The following is a 19,621-nucleotide window of genomic DNA, read 5'->3' as shown; positions in this document are numbered from 1 at the left end:
TGGAGGAATGCGGCCGTGAATGAGGCAGGCCTGTCGGACGAGCAACTCAGTGCCGAACTGAAGAAGTGGACGGGCGCGACTCCCGCGCTCCATCCCGTCGGTGAACTGCTCGACCGGCACTGGGAAGCGGCCTTCGCCTACGCCCGCCTGTGCACGGCGAGCCCGCGCGCCGCCGGCATGCTCACCACCGCCGCCTTCACCCGGCTCTTCGGCGCCTCGCTCCGGCAGAACGGCCCGTCCGCCGCATGGCGGCCCCACCTGCTGGTCACCGTCCGCCGGATCGCGGCCGAATGGGACGCGGACGGCCGGCAGGAACTCCTGCACCCGGCGCTGCGGTCCGCCGAGACCGGTGAGCGCGCGTCCGCCCGGCTGCTGCCCCCGCCCGGCCGGCGGCTGCTGTCCCGTGCCTTCCAGCGGGTGCCCCAGATCTCACGCGCCGTGCTGTGGCACACCGAGGTCGAGGCCGAGCCGCTCGCCGTGCCCGCGGCCCTGCTGGGGCTGGACGAGGAAGAGGCCGGCATCGAGCTCCGGCGGGCCCGCGAACGGCTGCGCGAGGAGTGCCTCCAGGTCCACCGGGAGCTCGCCCCCGAGGAGGAGTGCCAGCGCTATCTGCGCATGCTCGACGTGACGTTCCGGCGCGGCGGCGTCGACCTGGACCCGGACCTGAGCCGGCACCTGGCCCGCTGCACCCACTGCCGCCGGACCGCCGACCAGCTCGCCGCGTTCAACACGGGCCTGGGTCTCGCCCTCGCCGAGGCGGTCCTCGGCTGGGGCGCCCGCGCCTACGTCGAGTCCCGCACAGCCCACCCCGAGGAGCCCCCCGCCCCCGCCCCGGACCCCGCCTCCGTGGCACCCCCGTCCGGCGAGTCCTTCACCTCCCCCGAGCCCACCGGCCAGGGGCACGAGGGCCGGGGGCATGGCCGTGCTGCCGAGCGCGGGGGATACGGCGGTTCCGCTGGGCCTTCCGGACGCGGCGGTTCTGCCGGGCCTGCGGGGTACGGCGGTTCTGACGACCCCATGGGATACGGCAGCTCCGCCGCGTCCGCCGGATACGGTCGTTCCGCCGAGCCTTCGGGGCGTGGTCGTTCTGCCGAGTCCGAGGGCTACGGCCGTGCTGCCGGGTCCGCGGGGCGCGGACGTTCCGCTGAGCCTTCGGGCCGCGGCGGTTCTGCCGGGCCTGCGGGGTACGGCGGTTCTGGGGAGCGCGGTGGGTACGGCGGTCCTGCCGCGTCCGCCGGATACGGTCGTTCCGCCGAGCCTTCAGGGCACGACCGATCCGCCGAGTCCGGTGGGCACGCCCGGCCCGCCGAGCCCGCCGGGCGCGAGCACGTCGCCGGACCGGCGGGGCACGACGACGTCGTGCCGCCGAGCCGACGGCGCCCCGCGCCGGCCGTCCGCCGCCGCGGCCCCGCCGGCCCCGCACGACGGTCCGGCTCCGCCGAGTCGACGAGACCGCTCGGTGCCGTCGCGGCACCGCGCCGGCACCGCGGCACCGCCTCCGCCGAAGCCGCTGCCGCCGACGGGCCCGCGGGTCCCGACGAGCCCGCCGCCCCTTCCCGCCGCTCGGCCCACCGCGCCGCCCGGCGCGTCCGGCGCCGTAACCTCGCCCTGGCCGTGGGGACCGTCAGCGGGCTGGTCGTGCTGCCCCTGGTGCTGTGGTCGGTGCTGGGCTCCGGCGACGGCCCGGCCCCGGCCGGTGACGGCGCCTCCTCGCGGGCGCCGGGCAAGGGCGCGTCGAGCCCCGGTGCGTCCTGGGCCGGTGCGGGCGCCGCAGGGCAGGGCACGCTGCAGGGCCGGCTGCGCAATCTCGCCTCCGGGCTCTGTGTCGGTGTCGTCGGCGGCAAGGCCGTCGAGGGCGCCGAGACCGAACTGGCCACGTGCGGCGCGACGCCGAGCCAGCAGTGGACGTACGAGACCGACGGACGCTTGCGCAACTCCGCCGCGCCCGACCTGTGTCTGGACTCCAGCCTCGGCTACTCGGTCCGCCTCGCCCCGTGTTCGGTCACTGGCGCGGCCGCCCGGAACATCCGCTACGACTTCACGCTCCAGGGCGTCCTCGTGCCGCGCTGGAACCAGGAGCTGGCACTCACCCCGGCCGCCACCGACGGATCGGGCGCCCTGGTCACCAAGAACCGGGCCCCCGGCACGGACCAGCGCTGGTCCGTCGACACCGCCAAGCCGGAGCTGCAGATGCAGAACGTCAACTGGGACAGCACCGTGGCCCCTTCGCCGCCCGCCACCCCGCGCCCGACGCCCCCGGCACCCACTCCCGAGCCGTCCAGGACCGCCCCGTCACCCACGCCGGCCCCCACGCACCCCACGGCCGCCCCGACACCGAGGCCCTCCGCCACGCAGGACCCCTGCTCGGCGTACCCGTACTACTGCGGTTGGGGTGGGGGATACGGAGGGGGGTATGGCGGGGGCTATGGCGGAGGAGGCGGGTGGCGCCGCTGATCCGGTGGCGCCGTCGCGTCACGGACGGTGCGGAGGCGGAGGCGGGATCGTGCCCAGGGGCGGGGGTGGTTCCGGCCATACCAGAAGGACCGGGCAGGGTGCGTGGTCGACGGCGAAGCGGACCGCCGGGCCCAGGCTGTGCGGGCCGAGCCGGGAGCGGTCGCCGTCGCGGGCCAGCACCAGGAGATCGGCGCCCTCGCAGGCGGCCACCACCTCCCGCTCGACCCGGCCCGACCGCTCCTCGCGCACACACGGCCGGCCCAGCCGCTCGGCCGCCGCCCCCAGCAGCTCGGCCGCCGACGTCCCGCCGAGCGCCTCCAGCCGGTCGCCCGGATCCCGCTCCGGATGCCCGCGGCCGAGCAGCCCGGCGAACGCCCCGTGCGCCAGCCCCGGCATCTCGGCCCCGCTGACATGCAGCAGCACCACCTCCGCGCCCGGTGACACATGGGCGCGCACGGCGTCCACGCAGGCGGGCCAGGTGCCCTCGACGAGCCAGGCGATCACACGCATCCGGTCGGCCTCCCCAGACCTGGGACGGACTTTCAGAGGATCTGCAGCGACCCCCAGAGTGCCACCACCGCGACCGCGAGTGAGGACGGCACGGCGATCAGGCCCAGCCGGGTGAACTCCCCGAGGTCCACCTCGTGTTCGTGCTGGTGCACGATCCGCCGCCACAGCAGCGTCGCCAGCGATCCGGCGTAGGTCAGGTTCGGGCCGATGTTCACGCCGAGCAGCACCGCCAGCACCGCCCCCGGCCCGCCCGGCACGGCCAGCGGGAGCAGCACCAGCACCGCCGGCAGGTTGTTGATCAGGTTCGCCAGGACGGCGGCCAGCGCGGCGATGCCCAGGAGGGCGAGCAGGCCCGTGCCGCCCGGCATCGCATGTCCGAGGACGTCGGCGAGCCCGTTGTCGACGACCGCCCGCACCACGATGCCCAGCGCCAGCACGAACGCGAGGAAGGCGGGGGCCGCCGCCCGTACGACGGTCAGCGGGCCGGCCTTGCGGCGCACCAGCGCCCGGCCCGCCAGCACCAGCGCACCTGCCGCCGCCACCCAGGCCGGGTCCACCCCGAACGCCGATGCCACCACGAACCCCGCCAGCGTGCAGCCGACCGTGACCAGGGCGAACAGCGGCAGCCGGGGTGCCGCACCGAAGTCCGTGCCCACCGGGGCGGCCGCCGCGAGGTCACGGGCGAAGAACCGCCGGAACACGAGGTACTCGGCGCCGATCGCCACCAGCCACGGCAGCGCCATCAGCGCCGCGAACCGGGTGAAGCTCAGCCCGCTCGCCGCGAACGCCAGCAGGTTCGTCAGGTTGGAGACCGGGAGCAGCAACGATGCCGTGTTCGACAGGTGCGTACAGGCGTAGACATGCGGTTTGGGTCGTACGCCGGTCCGCGCGGCCGTGGCGAAGACCACCGGGGTCAGCAGCACGATCGTGGCGTCCAGGCTGAGCACGGCGGTGATGGCGGACGCCAGCACGAAGACCGCCGTCAGCAGCCGCACCGGACGGCCCGCCGCCCACCGCGCCATCCACGCCCCGCACGCCTGGAACAGGCCCTCCACATCGCAGAAGTGGGCGAGCACCAGCACCGCCGCCAGGAACCCGACCACCGGCCCGAGCCGCTCCGCCTCCGCCCGGGCGTGGTCGAGGGAGATCGCACCGGTGGCGACCGCGATCCCGGCGGCCGGTACGGCCATGACGGCCTCCGGCCAGCCGAAGGGCCGTACGACGGCCCAGGCGAGCACCGCGACGAGCAGCACGGCGGACAGGGCTTCGGCGAGCGGGGTGTTCAGGGCGGGTCCTTCCGGAAACGGCCATCGATCACATGGTGCCCGCCCATGAAAACAGACGATCGTGAACGTCTCAGGACGACTGACTGCCCGCCCCGCCCAGGAACTCCGCCCAGCCGCCCGTCGGAGCCTGTCCGGGCACCAGGGTGCGCAGCTTGCGCAGCACCGCCTGGTCCTGCGCCTCCAGCCAGTGCACGAGCTGTTTGAACGACACGAACCGCACGTCGTCGCCGTACGCGGCCATCTTCCCGATCGCCTCCTCGACGGCGTCCATGTAGATGCCGCCGTTCCAGCGCTCGAAGTGGTTGCCGATGAAGAAGGGGGCGCGGTTGGTCGTGTACGCCCGCTGGAAGCCGGCGACATAGGCGTCCCGGGCCTGGGTGCGCCAGGCGTCGAACTGGGTCCGGTCGCCGAGGGGGTTGCCGCCGGACTGGTTGTACATCATGTTGTAGTCCATCGACAGGACCTGGAAGCTGTGCCCGGGGAAGGGTATGGACTGCAGCGGGAAGTCCCAGATCTTGCCGCCCTGCACCTTGCCCGGCCAGATCTGCAGACCGCCGGGGGAGCTGGCGTCGTACTTCCAGCCGAGCGCGGCCGCGGTGGGCAGCAGGTTGGACTGGCCCTCCAGGCAGGGGGTGCGGCCGCCGATCAGCTCCTTGCGGTAGTCGAAGGGCAGCGGTTCGAGGTCCGTGAAGCCGGTGTTGGTCTTCCACTGCGTCACGAAGCTCATGGCCTGGTCGATCTCGCTGCGCCACTCGGCCGGGGACCAGTTGCGCACCCCGTTCGCCCCGCAGAAGTGCCCGTTGAAGTGGGTGCCTATCTCATGGCCCTCCAGCCAGGCGGAGCGGACCTCCTGGAGGGTGGCGTGGATGTGCCGGTCGGCGAGGTAGCCGATGTCGGAGGCGCCCACCGGGTGCTGCGGCGGGCTGTACAGGTGCTTCTTGGACTCGGGCAGGGTGTAGATGCCGCTGAGGAAGAACGTCATCTTGGCGCCGTGGTCGGCGGCCACCTTGCGGAACCGGGAGAACAGCTGGTTGCTCAGCTCGCCCGCCCCGTCCCAGGAGAACACCACGAACTGCGGCGGCTTCTGGCCCGCCTTCAGCCGCTCCGGCGTCGGCTGGTGCGGCTGGGCGCCGGTGTCGGCGGTGGAGCCGTCACCGATCGGCTTCACCGGCCGGGCCTGGGCGGTGTCCTTGCCGCCCGAGGCCGGACCGCTGACCGACAGGCCGGTGCCGTCGGAGCAGGCGGCCAGCGTGCCCAGGGCGCCCGCGGCCGCGCCCGCCATCAGCATCCGCCTGCGTGAGATCCCGCTCATGTCGTCCCCGATTTCCTTCGTCTCTCGGCCCTCTGCGGGGCCTGCTCACCGTGCGGTCGACGGGTTCGATCGCGGGAGCCGGAAGAAAGATCGCGGCCGGCGGCGCCTGTTGCCGTTCTGTGACAGTCGTGGCGCGCTCATGACGAACCCCGCCGGCCCGGCGGGGCACAGCGGGGTTCTCGGGGCGGATTCTGCGCAGGTCAGGGGGCCGTTCCGGGGGCGAGCACGGACAGGAAGACGGACGAGGAGTTCCCGCTCACGGGCACCGCGCCGCCCGTCCATGAGACCTTCAGGGAGTCGCGTTCGTCCGGCGGCGTGACCAGCAGCGCGGCCGGGGTGGCCGTCTTCGCGCCGCTGATTCCCGGGTTGGAGAACGTCAGCCCCGCCCAGGCGCTCTGCCCCGGCCGGAGCGTGACGGTCACCGGCGAGCCCGACTCGCGCTTGGGGTTCGGGCCGAGCTGTCCGCCGGAGGCGCTGACGAAGGCCGCGCCCGGATAGCCGTGCAGGGTGCAGGCCTTCCCGGAGGTGTTGGTGAGGACGACCGGGAAGTTCTCCTGTCCGGCGCCCGGGTCGTCGCGGCCCACGGAGGCCCTCAGCTGCGCGGTGTGGCAGCGGGAGCTCGCGGCCGTCGTGGTGGTCGTACCGCCGCCCTGCGACGCCGTGGCCTGCGGGACGGACGACGGGGCGGCGCCGGTGCCGGCGGAGGCGGACCCGGGCGCGGATGTGCCGGGTGCCGCGCTCTCGGCGCCGCCCGTCGCGGGCGCGGCGGTACCGGACGATGTGAGAGGCGGGTTGCTGTGGACGTCGTGACTGCTGCTGCCACAGGCGGTCAGGAGGCCCAGCACGGCGAACGTACCGACGAGCAGGGCCCCGTGTCGCGTGGACCGGGGTGCGTACACCATGTCGCTCACCACTCCTGGATGATCACGGCACACGGGGAAACGCGTGCCTGCGGCGCCGAGTGCGCCGTCATCACGTTCCGATGCGCGCAGCGCCCGAGAAGTTCGGCACACGCAGGGTTCCTTCCCCGCGCCGGCCTCCGGCAGGCGTGGCGTCACCCGACCCGCAGCGAACGGAGGATGCCGTCCGTGGCATCACCGGTTCCCCGCTCGCGCACCTGTACGTACACCTGCGGCTGACCGGTGCCGTCGTTCGCCGGAACCAGCGCGGACTCCGTGACCGAGCCGCCGTCCGGGCAGCCGCTCCAGGCCCGCACCAGGCCGCGGAAGTCCGCGTCGGAGAAGGTACGGCTGCCGGAGTAGCGGCAGCCGGAGTGGGCGAGGGCCGACACCTTCGCCGTGAGGTCGCCGTGCTCGCTCACCCCGACGAAGACACCGTCCACCGGCTTGCCCAGATCGGCCCACCGGGTCAGGTCGTCGGCGACCACCAGCCCCGGCTCGTGCCCCTTGGCCAGCCCCAGCACCCCCGGGTCCCAGCCGGAGTCGCGCAGCTCGCGGGCCCAGCCCGCGGGCACCTGTGCGACCACCCGCCCGGTCGCGTCCTTCACCTGCGTCTCGTCCGAGGAGCCGCCGCGGTGGTGGAGGACGACGGTCACCACGGCCGCGGCAGCGGCGGCGGCGAGGACGGCGGCCAGCGACATCGTCACGATGTTCAGCCGTCCGCGCACCCCGTCCAGCCGCCGGGCGGTGTGCGGTGTCGCCGAGGCCGCCGCGAGCCGGTCCAGCTCGTGCGCGAACGCCTGCGCACCGGGCCAGCGCCGCGCCCGGTCCGGCTCCAGCGCCCGCAGCACCGCCCGCTCCACGTCCTGGCCGAGGTCCGGCCGCAGCCGGCGGGGCGGTACGACCCGGCCCGGGGAGCCCGGCACGGTCCCGGTGAGCAGCTCGTAGCCGACCGCGCCCAGGCTGTAGACGTCGGCCCGCTCGTCGATGCCCTCACCGGGCTCGGCCTGCTCCGGCGGCTGATAGCCCGCCGAACCCGCGGCCAGCGTCAGCACCGAGGCCTGCGCGAGGCTCTTGGCCAGACCCAGGTCGGCCAGCAGAATCCGGCGGGTGCCGTCCGGGGCGGTGTGCAGCAGCACGTTGGTCGGCTTGATGTCACGGTGCACGATGCCCGCCTCGTGCAGCGCGGCGGCACTGCGCGCGGCCTCCGCGGTCAGCGCCAGCGCGTCCCGCACCGGTAGCGGGCCGCCGGCCAGCAGATCGGCGAGGGTGCCGCCGTCGGCGTACTCCATCACGAAGTACGGCCTGCCGTCCGGGAGTTGACCGATGTCGTAGACCTGCACCACCCGGTTGGAGCCGGCCCGGCGCAGCAGCCGGGCCTCGGACAGGAAGCGCTCCCTGATGTCGAGCCGGTGGGTCCAGTTCTCGGCGAGGACCTTCACCGCGACCGGGGCCTGGAGCTCTTCGTCGTGCGCGAGCCACACCGTGGCGAAGGCGCCGCTGCCCAGCGGCTGTTCGAGGCGGTAGCGGCCGATCCGCCCTTGGGAGTGCATACGACTATCATGCCTGGCCTGAGATCGACTCGAAGGGGGGCCCGTCCGTGCAGGACCAGGCGCCGATGGAAGACCTCGCCCGGTGGGCCGCCGCGGGCGACAGCGCCGCGCTGGACCGTCTGCTGGCCGAGATCCGGCCGGAGGTCGTGCGGCGCTGCGGGCGCTTCCTGCCCTGCCGGGAGGACGCCGAGGAGGCCGCCCAGGACGTGCTGCTCCAGGTGGCCCGGTACATCACGGCCTTCCAGGGCCGCAGCCGCTTCGGCACCTGGCTGTACACCGTGGTCGCCAACTGCTGCCGGCAGAAGTACCGCGAGCTGAAGCGGCGCGCCGCCGAGCAGCCGGCCACCATCGAGCCCGCGTACGCCGTCGACCCGCGCACCACCAGCGTCATCGCCGGCTCCCGGGTGGATCTGCTGGAGGCCCTGGACCGCCTGGAGCGCACCCACCCGCACCTGGTCGCGCCGCTGGTCTACCGTGACATCTGCCAGCTGGACTACGCCGAGGTCGCCGAGCGCGTCGGCATCCCGCTGGGCACCCTCAAGTCCCGTCTGCACGAGGCCCGCAAGCAGGTACGGCCCTGGCTGGCCGGATCCTGACCCCTACCGGTCCTCCTCGTACACCGGCAGCTCCGCCCAGATCGTCTTGCCCTCCGGGGTGTGGCGGCTGCCCCAGCGCTGGGTGAGCTGGGCGACCAGCAGCAGACCCCGGCCGCCCTCGTCGAAGATCTTGGCGCGGCGCAGATGCGGGGCGGTGGGGCTGGTGTCGGACACCTCGCAGATCAGCGTGCCCGCGTCCTGGATCAGCCGGAGGCGGATGGGGTGGGAGCCGTACCGGATGGCGTTGGTGACCAGTTCGCTGACCACCAGCTCCGCCGTGAACGACGCCTCGCTCAGCCGCCAGGTGTCCAGCTGCTCCACGACCTGCTTGCGGACGGGCGCGACGAGCGCCGGGTCGGCCGGGATGTCCCAGGTCGCCACCTGCGCGGCGGGCAGGCCCCGGGTGCGGGCGAGCAGCAGTGCCACGTCGTCCGCGGAGCCGCCCGGGGGCAGCAGGGTGTGCAGGACGCGGTCGCAGGTCTCGTCCAGCGGACCGGAGTGCGCTCCGAGCGCCTCGTGGAGCATCGCCCGGCTCGTCTCCGGGTCCCGCTCCCGAGACCCCACGAGCCCGTCCGTGTACAGCGCGAGGACGGTGCCCTCGGGCAGGTCCACCTCGATGGCCTCGAAGGGCAGCCCGCCCACCCCGAGCGGGGGACCGCCCGGCAGGTCCAGCGCCCGCGGCGCGCCGCCCGGCCGGATCAGCACCGGCGGCGGATGCCCGGCGCGGGCCGCGGTGCAGCGCCGCGACACCGGGTCGTAGACGGCGTACAGGCAGGTCGCGCCGACCTCGCCGGGGCTGTCGGCGCCGGATTCCTCCGACAGCCGGACCACCAGGTCGTCCAGGTGGGTGAGCAGTTCGTCCGGGGCCAGGTCGATGTCGGCGAGGGTGCGTACGGCCGTCCGCAGCCGGCCCATCGTGGCCGAGGCCTCGACACCGTGCCCGACGACGTCCCCGACGACCATCGCGACCCGCAACCCGGACAGCGGGATGACGTCGAACCAGTCGCCGCCCACCCCGGCCCGCGCGGCCGGCAGATAGCGCGAGGACACCTCCAGCGCGGCCGTGCGCGGCAGGGAGCGGGGCAGCAGACTGCGCTGGAGGGCGAGCGCGGTCTCCCGCTCGCGGGAGTAGCGGCGGGCGTTGTCGATACAGACGGCGGCGCGGGCGGTGATCTCCTCGGCCAGCAGCACGTCGTCCGCGGTGAACGGGTCCGGGCGCCGGTAGCGGGTGAGGACCGCGACCCCGAGGGTCAGCCCGCGCGCCTGGATCGGCACCGACATCGAGGAGTGCATGCCGAACTCCCGCACCCGCTGGGCGCGCGCGGTGTGCCAGGTCAGCCAGTCGTCGATGTCACCCTCGGTCACCGAGGCGACGATGGTGTGCCCCGCGGTCAGCGAGTCGGCCTGCGGGGAGCCCGCCGGGTACTCCTCGGTCTGCCCGGGGCTGATCACCGCCTCCGGCACCTCGGGGTGCACCGAGCAGTGGGCGATCCGGCGCAGCGGCACCGGTGCCGTGATGCGGGCCGGGGGCTCGCCGCCGTGCTCATGCGGGTCGAGCAGGTCGACGGTGACGAAGTCGGCGAGGACGGGCACGCACACGTCCGCCAGCTCCTGGGCCGTACGGGTGACGTCGAGGGTGCTGCCGATGCGCACACTCGCCTCGTTCACCAGCTGCAGCCGCTGCCGAGCCCGGTAGTTGTCGGTGATGTCGTGCGCCGCCAGACACACCCCGCGCACCCGGCCCGCGTCGTCCCGGACCGGGGCCATCCGGGCGAGCCAGGCGTGGGCGCGCTGCTCGCCGCCCGTGCGCATATAGGTCTGTACGTCCAGCGGCTCACCGCTGGTCAGCACCTGGAGCATGGCCTGCTCCAGGTCCTCGCTCTCCTGCTTGCCGCCGATCTCCGCGAGCCTGAGACCCCGGAGCCGCTCCTCCGGCAGGCCGGCGACCTCGGCCATGGCGTCGTTCATCCGGCGCAGCCGGAGCGTGTCGTCGTACACGGCCAGCGCGCACGGCGACTGGATCAGGCCCGCGTCGACGAGCGGGTCGTCCGCGGTGGGCGGCTCCGCGCCGGTCAGCGGGGTGACCACCAGCCAGTCGCCGCGGTGTCCGTCGCGGGGCGGGCGGCGGTGGGCGAGCAGCCAGACCGGGATCGTACGGCCGTCTCGGTGGCGCAATCCGACCGTTCCGTCCCAGCGAGGGCCCGCGGGGACGGCCGGGCCGGTGTCCCCGGCGAGCAGCCGGGCGGCGGGGCGGCCCAGGACCGCCTCGGCGGGGTGGCCGAGCAGGCGCCGGGCGCCCTCGTTCCACTCCACCAGCGTTCCGTCGTCGTCGATGACGGCCCGGGCCGTCATCGCATCGTCGAACGGATAGACCCGGCTCATCGTCGCCGCTCCCAGCGCACACTCACAGTGAACAGGTGGCACCACTTCTGTACCCAGCCTAGTGCGTCACGCCCGCCCGCGAACCCGCGCCTCCGGTCGGCCGACCGGTCCGTCGAACACGGTCAAGGGGGAAATCCGGCCGATGTGTCATCGGGGTGCGGGCACCACGTGCCGCACCCTTGACGATCGTGCGTGGCAGGCCGTCAGAATCTGTTTGTTCACGATCAGTTGTGATTATTTCTGGGCCCTGATGAGGGAGAGCCGCCATGACGGTCACGCGCCGATCGGTACTGGTCGCAGCCACGGCAACGCCCGCGGCCGGAGCACTGCTGAACGCCACGGCGGCTCCGGCCGCCCTCGCCGCCGACGCGTCCCCGGGCGCCGGCGGCCGCCACACCGTGCCGCTGCGGGACGGCTGGCGCTTCGCGCTGGTCAACCCGGGCGGCATCACCGATCCGACCGGCGCCTACGGCCGAGCCGCCGATCCCGGGTACGACGACTCGGCCTGGCGCGAGGTCGCCGTCCCGCACGACTGGAGCATCGAGCAGACCCCGAGCACCGACAACGGCACCACCAGCGGCACCGGCTTCCTGCCCGGCGGCCTCGGCTGGTACCGGCTCGCCTTCACCCTGCCGCCCGGGTACGCCGGCAAGCGGATCTCGGTGGAGTTCGACGGCGTCTACATGGACTCCTACGTCTACTGCAACGGCACGGAAGCCGGCCACCATCCCTACGGCTACACCGGCTTCGCCCTCGATCTCACCGACCTCGTGCACACCGACGGCAGCACGCCGAACGTCCTCGCGGTCAAGGTGCAGAACCGGCTGCCGAGCAGCCGCTGGTACTCCGGCAGCGGCATCTACCGCGAGGCCCGCCTCGTGATCACCGAGCCGGTGCACGTGGCCCGCTGGGGCACCTGTGTGACCACCCCGCGGATCTCGGCCGACAGCGCCCTGGTCCGGGTGGCGACGACCGTGGTGAACGAGTCCGGCACCGGCACCGGCGTCCAGGTCCTGTCCCGGATCGTCGGCCCCGACGGCCGTACCGTCGCCCGCGCCGTCACCACGGTCGCCGTGTCCGAGCAGGCCACCGAGACCCACGAACTGACCGTCCCCGAGCCGCGGCTGTGGGACTTCGACACCCCCGGCAACCGGTACACCCTGCACACCGAACTGCGGGCCGGCGGCCGCACCACCGACACCTTCCGCACGCCCTTCGGCATCCGCGACTACCGCTTCGACCCCGACGAGGGCTTCTCTCTCAACGGCACCTACACCAAGATCAAGGGCGTCGACCTCCACCACGACCAGGGCGCCCTCGGCGCGGCGATCAGCCTCGACGCGGTCCGCAGACAGATGCGGATCATGAAGTCGATGGGCGTCAACGCCTTCCGCACCTCGCACAACCCGCCCTCGCCGCAGATGATCCAGGTCTGCGAGGAACTGGGCATCGTGATGATGGTCGAGGCCTTCGACTGCTGGCGGACCGGGAAGACGACGTACGACTACGGCCGGTTCTTCGACGAGTGGTGCGAGAAGGACGCCACCGAGATGGTGCTCGCCGCCCGCAACTCACCGGCCGTCGTCCTGTGGTCCATCGGCAACGAGATCCCCGACTCCACCTCCACGGCCGGGCTCGCCATGGCCGACCGGATCATCGGCGCGATCAAGGCCGCCGACGGCACCCGCCCGGTGGTGATCGGGTCCAACAAGTACCACGGCGTGCCCGCCACCGGCTCCCCGGCCGACCTGATGCTCGCCAAGCTCGACGGCCTCGGCCTCAACTACAACACCGCGAAGTCGGTCGACGCCCTGCACGCGAAGTACCCGCACCTGTTCCTCTTCGAGTCCGAGTCCTCCTCGGAGACCTCGACCCGCGGCGCCTACCAGGAGCCCGAGCACCTCAACACCGGCGAGAACCACACCCCGGGCCGGCGGGAGACCTCCTCCTACGACAACAACCTCGCCTCCTGGACGATGAGCGGCGAGTACGGCCACAAGAAGGACCGGGACCGCAGGTGGTTCGCGGGCCAGTTCCTGTGGTCCGGCATCGACTACATCGGCGAGCCCACCCCGTACGACGTCTTCCCGGTCAAGGCGTCCTTCTTCGGCGCGGTGGACACCGCCGGCTTCCCGAAGGACATGTACCACCTCTTCCGGAGCCAGTGGACGGCCGAGCCGATGGTCCATCTGCTGCCGATGACCTGGAACCACGAGGAGGGCGACACGGTCGAGGTCTGGGCGTACGCCAACGTGCCCTCCGTCGAGCTGTTCCTCAACGGAACGTCCCTCGGGGTACGGGAGTTCGACGTCAAGCAGACCACCGACGGCCGCGCCTATCTGGAGACCACCGAGGCCACCGGCGACGACAAGACCTTCACCGACGGCCCCTACCCGGGCAGTTACACCAGCCCCAACGGCAGCGCGGGCAAACTCCACCTGGCCTGGAAAGTGCCGTACCAGCCGGGCGAGTTGCGGGCGGTGGCCCGCCGGGACGGCAGGATCGTCGCCACCGATGTACTGCGCACCGCCGGGGATCCGCGGGCCGTACGCCTCACCGCCGACCGCGACTCCCTTGCCGCCGACGGCCGTTCGCTGGTCTTTGTCACCGCCGACATCGTCGACGCGCGCGGAGTGGTGGTGCCGGACGCCGAGCACCTCATCACCTTCGACGTCAGCGGCGGTTCGCTCGCCGGGGTCGACAACGGCCGCGAGGAGAGCGCCGAGCGCTATCAGGCGAGCACCCGCACCGCGTTCCACGGCAAGGCCCTCGCCATCGTCCGCTCCGGCACCGACCCCGGCGAGCTGAAGGTCACCGCGCGCGTGGACGGCCTGCGCACGGGCACGGTGAGCGTGCACGCGACAGCGGCGCGCGAGGCGTCCCGCACCCCGGCGGCCCGTTTCCGGCCGGACCACCCCGAGCCGCTCGACCACCCGTACGCGGACGCCAGTTACTCCGGACGCGAGGACACCCTCCCCGCCGCCATGCTCGACGGCGATCCGGCCACCGGCTGGTCCAACGCCTTCACCAAGTCGGCCACCGCGCTGCTGCCCGCCTTCGGCGGAGCCCGTGCGACGGACTGGGTGTCCGTCGACGCCGGGCGGATGCGGACCTTCGACCGGGTGGCGGTCTCCTTCACGGTGGACGCAGGCCACACGCTGCCCGCACGGGCCGAGGTGGCGGTGTGGGACGGCCGCGCCTATGTGCCGGTGACCGGCGCGAAGACGGAGTGGGCCACCGGCTCGGACAGCCCGACCGTGATCACCTTCGACGCGGTGCGGGGCTCGCGGCTGCGGCTGACGCTCACGAGCGCCTACCCGGGCGAGGCGAAGGGGGCGGTGCGCATCAGCCGCCTCGACGTGTAGCGGGGGTACGCCGGTCCGGGCGGGGTTCTCGTATCACTCCCCGTCAGTCCTGCCCGGACCGGCCGGTCGTACAGGGCGGCCGGCTGGGCGCACTCCGCGGGCGTCAGCAGCGGGCCGGTGGGCGCGCCGCCGTGCTCGTCCAGCTCGGCCGTGAGCGCGGCCCGGTCCGTGCCGGCCACCCGGCGCCGGGCCTCCGCCAGGGTGAAGCGCATGCCCGCCTCCCTCACACCAGCGTCGGCTGCAGCGCGCCCTCGTGCGTCAGCAGCCACACCTTGTTCCCGACACCGCCCGCGTACCCGCGCATCGAGCCGTCCGCGCCGATCACCCGGTGGCAGGGGCGGACGAGGAGCACCGGGTTGGCGCCGAGGGCCCGGCCGACCGCGCGCAGTTCGCTGCGCGGCACGCCCAGCCGGGCGGCCAGCTCGCCGTACGTGGTCGTCGTGCCGTAGGGGATGTCGTCCAGGGCCTGCCACACCGCCCGCTGGAATGCCGTACCCGCGGGCGCGAGCGGCAGGTCGAAGCGGATTCGGCGGCCCGCGAAGTAGGCGTCCAGTTGCCGGTGCGCCTCGGCGAACGGCGCGTCGTCGCGGTCCTCGGCGCGGACCGTGGGTGCGCCGCGCTGTCCGGGCAGGGTCAGCGAGGTGAGCGTGACGCCGTCGGCCGACACCGTGGCGGTCAGCAGCAGGTCGCCCAGCGGGCTCGGGTGGACGGTGTGGACGGTGCGCGTGTTCATCGCCGCTCCTTGCGTTTCCTTCGGTCGCTTTCGTTCTCTGCCTTCCACTGCCGAGTCTGCTGTGCCGGGCGCCCGGGGACCGGCGGGAATCGGACATCGCCCTCGGGCCTCGAAGGTACCGTGCCGTATAGCGTCTGACCTGGTGGTATTTACGGGTAAGTACCCTCGCGGTACCGTGAGGGGCATGCCAGCTCTCAATGTGGAGTTCAGCGACCGGGAACTAGAGGACCTGCGGCAGATCGCCAAGGAGCGCGGTACGTCGATGAAGGCCCTCGTGCGCGAGGCCGCCGCCGCCGACATCGCCCGGCACCGGGCGCTGCAGGAGGGCGCCCAGGCCTTCCGGCAGTTCTTCGCCGCGCACGCCGAGGAGTTCGCGGCCGCCTTTCCCGACGACGAGCCCCCGGCGAAGGACGAGGCCGCCTGAGCGATGCCCTCCGTCATCCATATCGACGTCCCCTGGCTGCTCCAGCGCCATGAGGAGGTCCTGCCCGACCAGCCCTCGGTCGACGACTTCTCCGCACTGGTCGCCGCCGTCGCCCGGCACCGCGTGGACCCACCCCGGCTCGGCGTGGACTCCGACCCCGCCTGGCGGGCCGCCGCCCTGCTGCACACCCTCGCCGTGCTCAAGCCGCTGCCCGCAGCCAACGCCCGTTTCGCCTGCGCGACCGCCGTGGCCTACATGTTCGTCAGCGGCGTCGGCATCGACCCGCCCTACGGCGCCCTCGTCGACCTCGCCCGCGACCTGATCTCCGGCAAGGCGGACGTGTACGGCGCGGCCGACCGGCTGCGTTCCTGGCAGATCTGAGCCGAGGCGGGCGGCGCCGGTCCGCACCCGCCCCGGCCGGCAGGGGGAAGCCCGCCGGCCGAGGGCAGGAGGAACGGGGCCGGCGGCCCATCTCGCACAGGAGACCTTCCACCGGTTCTCGACTTCGCTCGAACCGGGGGGACCCCCACCCCGTGCGGGGCCTTCCGAGAGGGCCGGCCCCAGTCCACCACGGGGCGGCACGGGCCGGGAACGCGCGCGGCGGGCTGGTGAGTGCGCACGGTTCACACGGGGTGCTCGGGCCGTCGAATACCGATGGCCGGCCAACGGCGGGGACGGCGCAATTCCTGACTTTCCTTCAAACCGGTCGAGTTGTGCGGGCGCCTTGTTGCTCGTGTGGAAGTTGTGCAAGGGTTGACGCGCCCGTGCGGGGGGTAAAGTCCGGGGTTCTTCCGGCAGTTGCGGATCGTTCACCGGCCGAGGACCGGAGAGTTCCCCTCCCCGTGCGCGCCCCTGAGATACGCAACGACGCATCACGCACCAAAGGAACCCGCTCAGTGCCCACCCCCCACCCTCCTCGTCCCCCCTATCCGCCGCCCGGCGGAGATCCCGGGGAACCGGACGAGTTGCTCGCCGGTCCGCTGCGGGCCGGCTCCGACGCGGAAGGCTCGCGGTCCACCGCCCTGCTGATGGCCCGGCACTGGCAGCCGGCGCACGAGTACGCGGTCATCTGCCTGGCCATGCCCGGGCCCCTCGCCCACATGGTCACCGCCACCGCCTTCCACCAGGTCCTCGGCCGTCTCGCGCTCGGCGAACCCGCCGAGGCACTGCGGCCCCGCCTGCTGGTCACCGTCCGCGACACGGTCGTCAACTGGTCCGGCACCGACCGGATCACCGCCGTACTGCCCGGACTCGGCAAGCCCGCCGGGGGCCGCGGTATGCGCGCCGCCAAGACGCTCATACCGGAGAACCGCGCCCTGTCCGACCGCTCCTTCCACGCCCTTCCCCGGCTGGAGCAGGCGCTGCTGTGGCACACCGAGGTCGAGGCCGAGCCGGTCACCGTGCCCGCCGCCCTGCTCGGCCTGGACGCCGACAGCGCGACGGCCGCGCTGGAGCAGGCGCGGGACAAGTTCCGCGAAGGCCTGGTCCGCGCCCACCGGGAACTCGCCCCCGGCAAGGACTGCCGCTACTACAACCGCCTGCTCGACGTCCCGATCCGCCGCGGCGGTGCCCTGCTGCCCGATGTCCAGGAACATCTGGCCGCCTGTGCCTACTGCCGGCACGCCGCCGAGCAACTCGGCCACGCCGACGCGGCCTTGGGCGTGCTGCTCGCCGAGGCCGTGCTCGGCTGGGGTGCCCGTCGCTACCTCGACTCCCGCCCCGGCCGCCGCCCCGGTCCCGCCCGCGGCGGCTCCCGGCGCTCCGGCGGACGGCGGCGCGGCGGGGACAAGCCCGGGCTGTTCGCCCGCGCCACCGGGAGCGGCTCCGCGGGGCGCGGCGACGGGCACGGCCGGGTGTCCCGCGGCCGGCGGCGCGGCGGCGACGAGCCCGGACCGCTCGCCCGGATCCCGGCGGCCGTACTGCGCGCACCCGTCACCGCGTTGTCGTCCCGGACGCTGCTCACCGGTGTCGGCGTGGCCTCGGCCGGGCTGCTCGCGACGGTGCTGGCGATCAGCATGTGGCCGGACGGCGGCGACGGCACCGACCCGGTCGCCTCCACCAGCGCCGTTCCCGGCGGCCCGTCCGCGCCCACCTCCGCCACCGCCCCCGGTACCGCCGGTCTGCCCACGTCCGGCCGGCCCGCCCGGTTGCGCAACGCCGACGCCGACCTGTGCCTGGACGTCAAGGGCACCCCGCGCGCCGGGGCGGGTGCGGTGCTGGCCGTGTGCTCCTCGGCGGCCACCCAGCAGTGGACGTACGACGCCGACGGCCTGCTGCGCAGCGCGGCCGGTCCGGACCTGTGCCTGGACTCGCACGCCGACGCCGGGGTGGTGATCCTCGGCAGCTGCGCCGGTGCGGGCTCCGCGCGGGCGAACGACGTGCGCTACGACCGCAGCGCCGAGGGCGAGTTGCTGACCCGCTGGGACCGCACCCTCGCCCTCGCCGCCGCGGGCGCCACCCCGGGCGCCGACCTCGTCGTCAAGGTCCGGGACCACTCGGCCGGCCAGCGCTGGGTCACCGACGCGCCGGCGGCGAGCCCCGGCTCCCTGTCCATCGCGGGCACGGGCGGGCCGTCCCCGCAGCCGGCCGGGCTGCCGGAGAAGGACACCTGAGACACCGCCGGTGGCGGGCCGCCCGCCACCGGCCAGGGCAGGCTCAGCCAGGCTCCTCGACGAGGTCGGCCGCCGACACCGTCCCCGGGGCGCGGTGCCCGGACAGCGCGAGCGTGAGGTCGAACTCGGCGAGCAGACACCGGATGACGTGCTCCACGCCCGCCTGCCCGTCCAGTCCGAGCCCGTAGACGTACGGCCGGCCGACCAGCACCGCCCGCGCGCCCAGGGCCAGCGCCTTGAACACGTCGTCGCCGGTGCGCACCCCGCTGTCGAACAGCACCGTCAGCCGGTCGCCGACCGCGTCCGCGACCCGGGGCAGCGCGTCGGCCGCGGCGACCGAGCCGGCCACCTGCCGGCCGCCGTGGTTGGAGACCACCACGCCGTCCATCCCGGCGTCGGCGGCCTGCCGGGCGTCGTCCGGGTGCAGCACACCCTTGAGGACGATCGGACCGTCCCAGTGCGCGCGTAGGAAGGCCAGGTCCGGCCAGGTCTTGCCCGGATCCCCGAACAGGCCGAGGAAGCGCAGCACCGCCGCGTTCGGATCCTCCTCCACGGACCGCTCCAGCCCCGCCCGGAAGGCCGGGTCGGTGAAGTAGTTGGCGGTGCCCGCCCCGTGCAGGAACGGCAGATACGCCTGGTCCAGGTCGCGGGGCCGCCACGCCAGCAGCTGGGTGTCCAGGGTGACGACCAGCACCGAGAACCCGGCCGCCTTCGCCCGGTCGAGGAAACTCCGGGTCACCTCGCGGTCCTTGCCCCAGTACAGCTGGAACCACCGCTCGGCGTCCCCCATCGCGTCGGCCACCCGCTCCATCGGCGTGCTCGACGCCGACGACAGGATGTACGGCACGCCCTGCGCGGCGGCGGCCCGGGCGGCGGCCAGTTCGGCGTCCGGATGCATGATGCTCAGCACGCCGACGGGGGCCAGCGCCAGTGGCGCCGGCAGGGACCGCCCGAGCACCTCGACGGACAGCTCCCGCTCGCCGACGTCCCGCAGCATGCGTGGCACGATCCGGCGCCGGGAGAGCGCGGCCCGGTTGGCACGGGCCGTGCTCCCGTCGCCCGCACTGCCCGCCACGTACCCCATCGGGCCCGGGGCGAGCCGGTGTTCGGCCAGCTCCTCCAGCCGGGTCAGATCGGTGGGCAGACGCGGCACGGCACCTGTCATCCCGTTCAGATAGATCTCGTACTGGAAGTCGGCCCAGTGCTTCGCCATCCGGTCGTCCGCCTCTCGTCGCTGAGGAGCTGAGGAGCTGAGCGTGCGTGCAGACCGACGATACGTGATCACTTCATGAACACAAGGAGTCATGAAGGGACTTGAAGGGGGCAAGGTCGGAATGTTTCAGGACGATTAACGAGGCGCTGATTTTCGGCCATTGAATCGCTTCGACCGGGCGGAACCCGCTCTGTTCCTGGGTCACGGTGTGCGAATTCCGTGACATCACGCCACTGATTCAACACGAAAGGTTACCGAAACCCATGCGTTCGATGTGTGTTT

Annotated in this window: 15 protein-coding genes; 6 read left to right on the top strand and 9 right to left on the bottom strand. The window is 73.6% G+C overall.

From position 1 onward, the window contains the following. Nucleotides 1–15: 15 nt before the first annotated feature. Nucleotides 16–2,454 (top strand): RICIN domain-containing protein, encoded by a 2,439-nt coding sequence (locus O1G22_RS05465; protein ID WP_270080243.1) that lies wholly within the window; start codon nucleotides 16–18, stop codon nucleotides 2,452–2,454. 18 nt (nucleotides 2,455–2,472) lie between these two features. On the opposite strand, the gene O1G22_RS05460 is transcribed toward O1G22_RS05465, so the two are convergent. The 5 genes from O1G22_RS05460 to O1G22_RS05440 all read right to left on the bottom strand — a co-directional run bounded on the left by O1G22_RS05460 (nucleotide 2,473) and on the right by O1G22_RS05440 (nucleotide 8,014). Continuing rightward, nucleotides 2,473–2,964: a universal stress protein gene (locus tag O1G22_RS05460; RefSeq protein WP_270080242.1), complete on the bottom strand. Its 492-nt coding sequence runs from the start codon at nucleotides 2,962–2,964 to the stop codon at nucleotides 2,473–2,475. Between the two features lie 32 nt (nucleotides 2,965–2,996). Then, nucleotides 2,997–4,250 carry an arsenic transporter gene (locus tag O1G22_RS05455; protein ID WP_270086338.1) on the bottom strand — a complete coding sequence of 418 codons (1,254 nt, stop codon included), beginning with the start codon at nucleotides 4,248–4,250 and terminating at the stop codon, nucleotides 2,997–2,999. Nucleotides 4,251–4,320: 70 nt separating this feature from the next. Continuing rightward, nucleotides 4,321–5,562 (bottom strand): polysaccharide deacetylase family protein, encoded by a 1,242-nt coding sequence (locus O1G22_RS05450; protein ID WP_270080241.1) that lies wholly within the window; start codon nucleotides 5,560–5,562, stop codon nucleotides 4,321–4,323. Between the two features lie 200 nt (nucleotides 5,563–5,762). After that, nucleotides 5,763–6,464, bottom strand: coding sequence for a DUF4232 domain-containing protein (locus tag O1G22_RS05445; RefSeq protein WP_270080240.1), 702 nt, complete (start codon nucleotides 6,462–6,464; stop codon nucleotides 5,763–5,765). Between the two features lie 152 nt (nucleotides 6,465–6,616). After that, the gene (locus O1G22_RS05440; RefSeq protein WP_270080239.1) at nucleotides 6,617–8,014 is read right to left on the bottom strand and encodes a serine/threonine-protein kinase; all 1,398 of its coding nucleotides are present in this window, start codon (nucleotides 8,012–8,014) and stop codon (nucleotides 6,617–6,619) included. Nucleotides 8,015–8,061: 47 nt separating this feature from the next. Here O1G22_RS05440 and O1G22_RS05435 point away from each other — a divergent pair, with 47 nt between their 5' ends. Beyond that, on the top strand, nucleotides 8,062–8,610 hold the full coding sequence (locus tag O1G22_RS05435) for an RNA polymerase sigma factor (protein WP_270080238.1): 549 nt from the start codon (nucleotides 8,062–8,064) through the stop codon (nucleotides 8,608–8,610). Nucleotides 8,611–8,613: 3 nt separating this feature from the next. On the opposite strand, the gene O1G22_RS05430 is transcribed toward O1G22_RS05435, so the two are convergent. Continuing rightward, a complete protein-coding gene (locus O1G22_RS05430) occupies nucleotides 8,614–10,992 on the bottom strand; it encodes a SpoIIE family protein phosphatase (protein WP_270080237.1) in 2,379 nt (792 codons plus the stop codon). Between the two features lie 266 nt (nucleotides 10,993–11,258). On the opposite strand from O1G22_RS05430, the gene O1G22_RS05425 reads away from it, so the two are divergent. Then, nucleotides 11,259–14,357: a glycoside hydrolase family 2 TIM barrel-domain containing protein gene (locus tag O1G22_RS05425; RefSeq protein ID WP_270080236.1), complete on the top strand. Its 3,099-nt coding sequence runs from the start codon at nucleotides 11,259–11,261 to the stop codon at nucleotides 14,355–14,357. On the opposite strand, the gene O1G22_RS44510 is transcribed toward O1G22_RS05425, so the two are convergent. Both O1G22_RS44510 and O1G22_RS05415 read right to left on the bottom strand, forming a co-directional pair. After that, complete coding sequence (locus O1G22_RS44510) at nucleotides 14,306–14,569, bottom strand: hypothetical protein (RefSeq protein WP_333492220.1); 264 nt, start codon at nucleotides 14,567–14,569, stop codon at nucleotides 14,306–14,308. The genes O1G22_RS05425 and O1G22_RS44510 overlap by 52 nt on opposite strands. 11 nt (nucleotides 14,570–14,580) lie before the next feature. Further along, nucleotides 14,581–15,090 carry a methylated-DNA--[protein]-cysteine S-methyltransferase gene (locus tag O1G22_RS05415; RefSeq protein ID WP_270080235.1) on the bottom strand — a complete coding sequence of 170 codons (510 nt, stop codon included), beginning with the start codon at nucleotides 15,088–15,090 and terminating at the stop codon, nucleotides 14,581–14,583. Nucleotides 15,091–15,274: 184 nt separating this feature from the next. Here O1G22_RS05415 and O1G22_RS05410 point away from each other — a divergent pair, with 184 nt between their 5' ends. The 3 genes from O1G22_RS05410 to O1G22_RS05400 all read left to right on the top strand — a co-directional run bounded on the left by O1G22_RS05410 (nucleotide 15,275) and on the right by O1G22_RS05400 (nucleotide 18,126). Continuing rightward, on the top strand, nucleotides 15,275–15,514 hold the full coding sequence (locus O1G22_RS05410) for a hypothetical protein (protein WP_225097586.1): 240 nt from the start codon (nucleotides 15,275–15,277) through the stop codon (nucleotides 15,512–15,514). A 3-nt stretch (nucleotides 15,515–15,517) separates the two neighbouring features. Next, nucleotides 15,518–15,895, top strand: a complete 378-nt coding sequence (locus O1G22_RS05405) for a toxin Doc (RefSeq protein ID WP_067044164.1) — start codon at nucleotides 15,518–15,520, stop codon at nucleotides 15,893–15,895. 515 nt (nucleotides 15,896–16,410) lie between these two features. Further along, complete coding sequence (locus O1G22_RS05400) at nucleotides 16,411–18,126, top strand: RICIN domain-containing protein (protein WP_270080234.1); 1,716 nt, start codon at nucleotides 16,411–16,413, stop codon at nucleotides 18,124–18,126. 43 nt (nucleotides 18,127–18,169) lie between these two features. On the opposite strand, the gene O1G22_RS05395 is transcribed toward O1G22_RS05400, so the two are convergent. Continuing rightward, complete coding sequence (locus O1G22_RS05395) at nucleotides 18,170–19,339, bottom strand: lactate 2-monooxygenase (protein WP_270080233.1); 1,170 nt, start codon at nucleotides 19,337–19,339, stop codon at nucleotides 18,170–18,172. Nucleotides 19,340–19,621: the final 282 nt, after the last annotated feature.

It is taken from the genome of Streptomyces camelliae (genome assembly GCF_027625935.1).
Lineage (GTDB): Bacteria > Actinomycetota > Actinomycetes > Streptomycetales > Streptomycetaceae > Streptomyces > Streptomyces camelliae.
The sequence above is the reverse complement of the archived record's forward strand: the minus strand, read 5'-3'. Positions and strand labels throughout refer to the sequence as shown.

Bases quoted from the DNA above. Each gene is read 5' to 3' on its own strand.
- O1G22_RS44510 (WP_333492220.1), bottom strand. From the start codon at position 14,569: ATGCGCTTCACCCTGGCGGAGGCCCGGCGCCGGGTGGCCGGCACGGAC.
- O1G22_RS05410 (WP_225097586.1), top strand. From the start codon at position 15,275: ATGCCAGCTCTCAATGTGGAGTTCAGCGACCGGGAACTAGAGGACCTG.
- O1G22_RS05395 (WP_270080233.1), bottom strand. From the start codon at position 19,339: ATGGCGAAGCACTGGGCCGACTTCCAGTACGAGATCTATCTGAACGGG.
- O1G22_RS05440 (WP_270080239.1), bottom strand. From the start codon at position 8,014: ATGCACTCCCAAGGGCGGATCGGCCGCTACCGCCTCGAACAGCCGCTG.
- O1G22_RS05405 (WP_067044164.1), top strand. From the start codon at position 15,518: ATGCCCTCCGTCATCCATATCGACGTCCCCTGGCTGCTCCAGCGCCAT.
- O1G22_RS05430 (WP_270080237.1), bottom strand. From the start codon at position 10,992: ATGAGCCGGGTCTATCCGTTCGACGATGCGATGACGGCCCGGGCCGTC.
- O1G22_RS05445 (WP_270080240.1), bottom strand. From the start codon at position 6,464: ATGGTGTACGCACCCCGGTCCACGCGACACGGGGCCCTGCTCGTCGGT.
- O1G22_RS05425 (WP_270080236.1), top strand. From the start codon at position 11,259: ATGACGGTCACGCGCCGATCGGTACTGGTCGCAGCCACGGCAACGCCC.
- O1G22_RS05415 (WP_270080235.1), bottom strand. From the start codon at position 15,090: ATGAACACGCGCACCGTCCACACCGTCCACCCGAGCCCGCTGGGCGAC.
- O1G22_RS05460 (WP_270080242.1), bottom strand. From the start codon at position 2,964: ATGCGTGTGATCGCCTGGCTCGTCGAGGGCACCTGGCCCGCCTGCGTG.
- O1G22_RS05450 (WP_270080241.1), bottom strand. From the start codon at position 5,562: ATGAGCGGGATCTCACGCAGGCGGATGCTGATGGCGGGCGCGGCCGCG.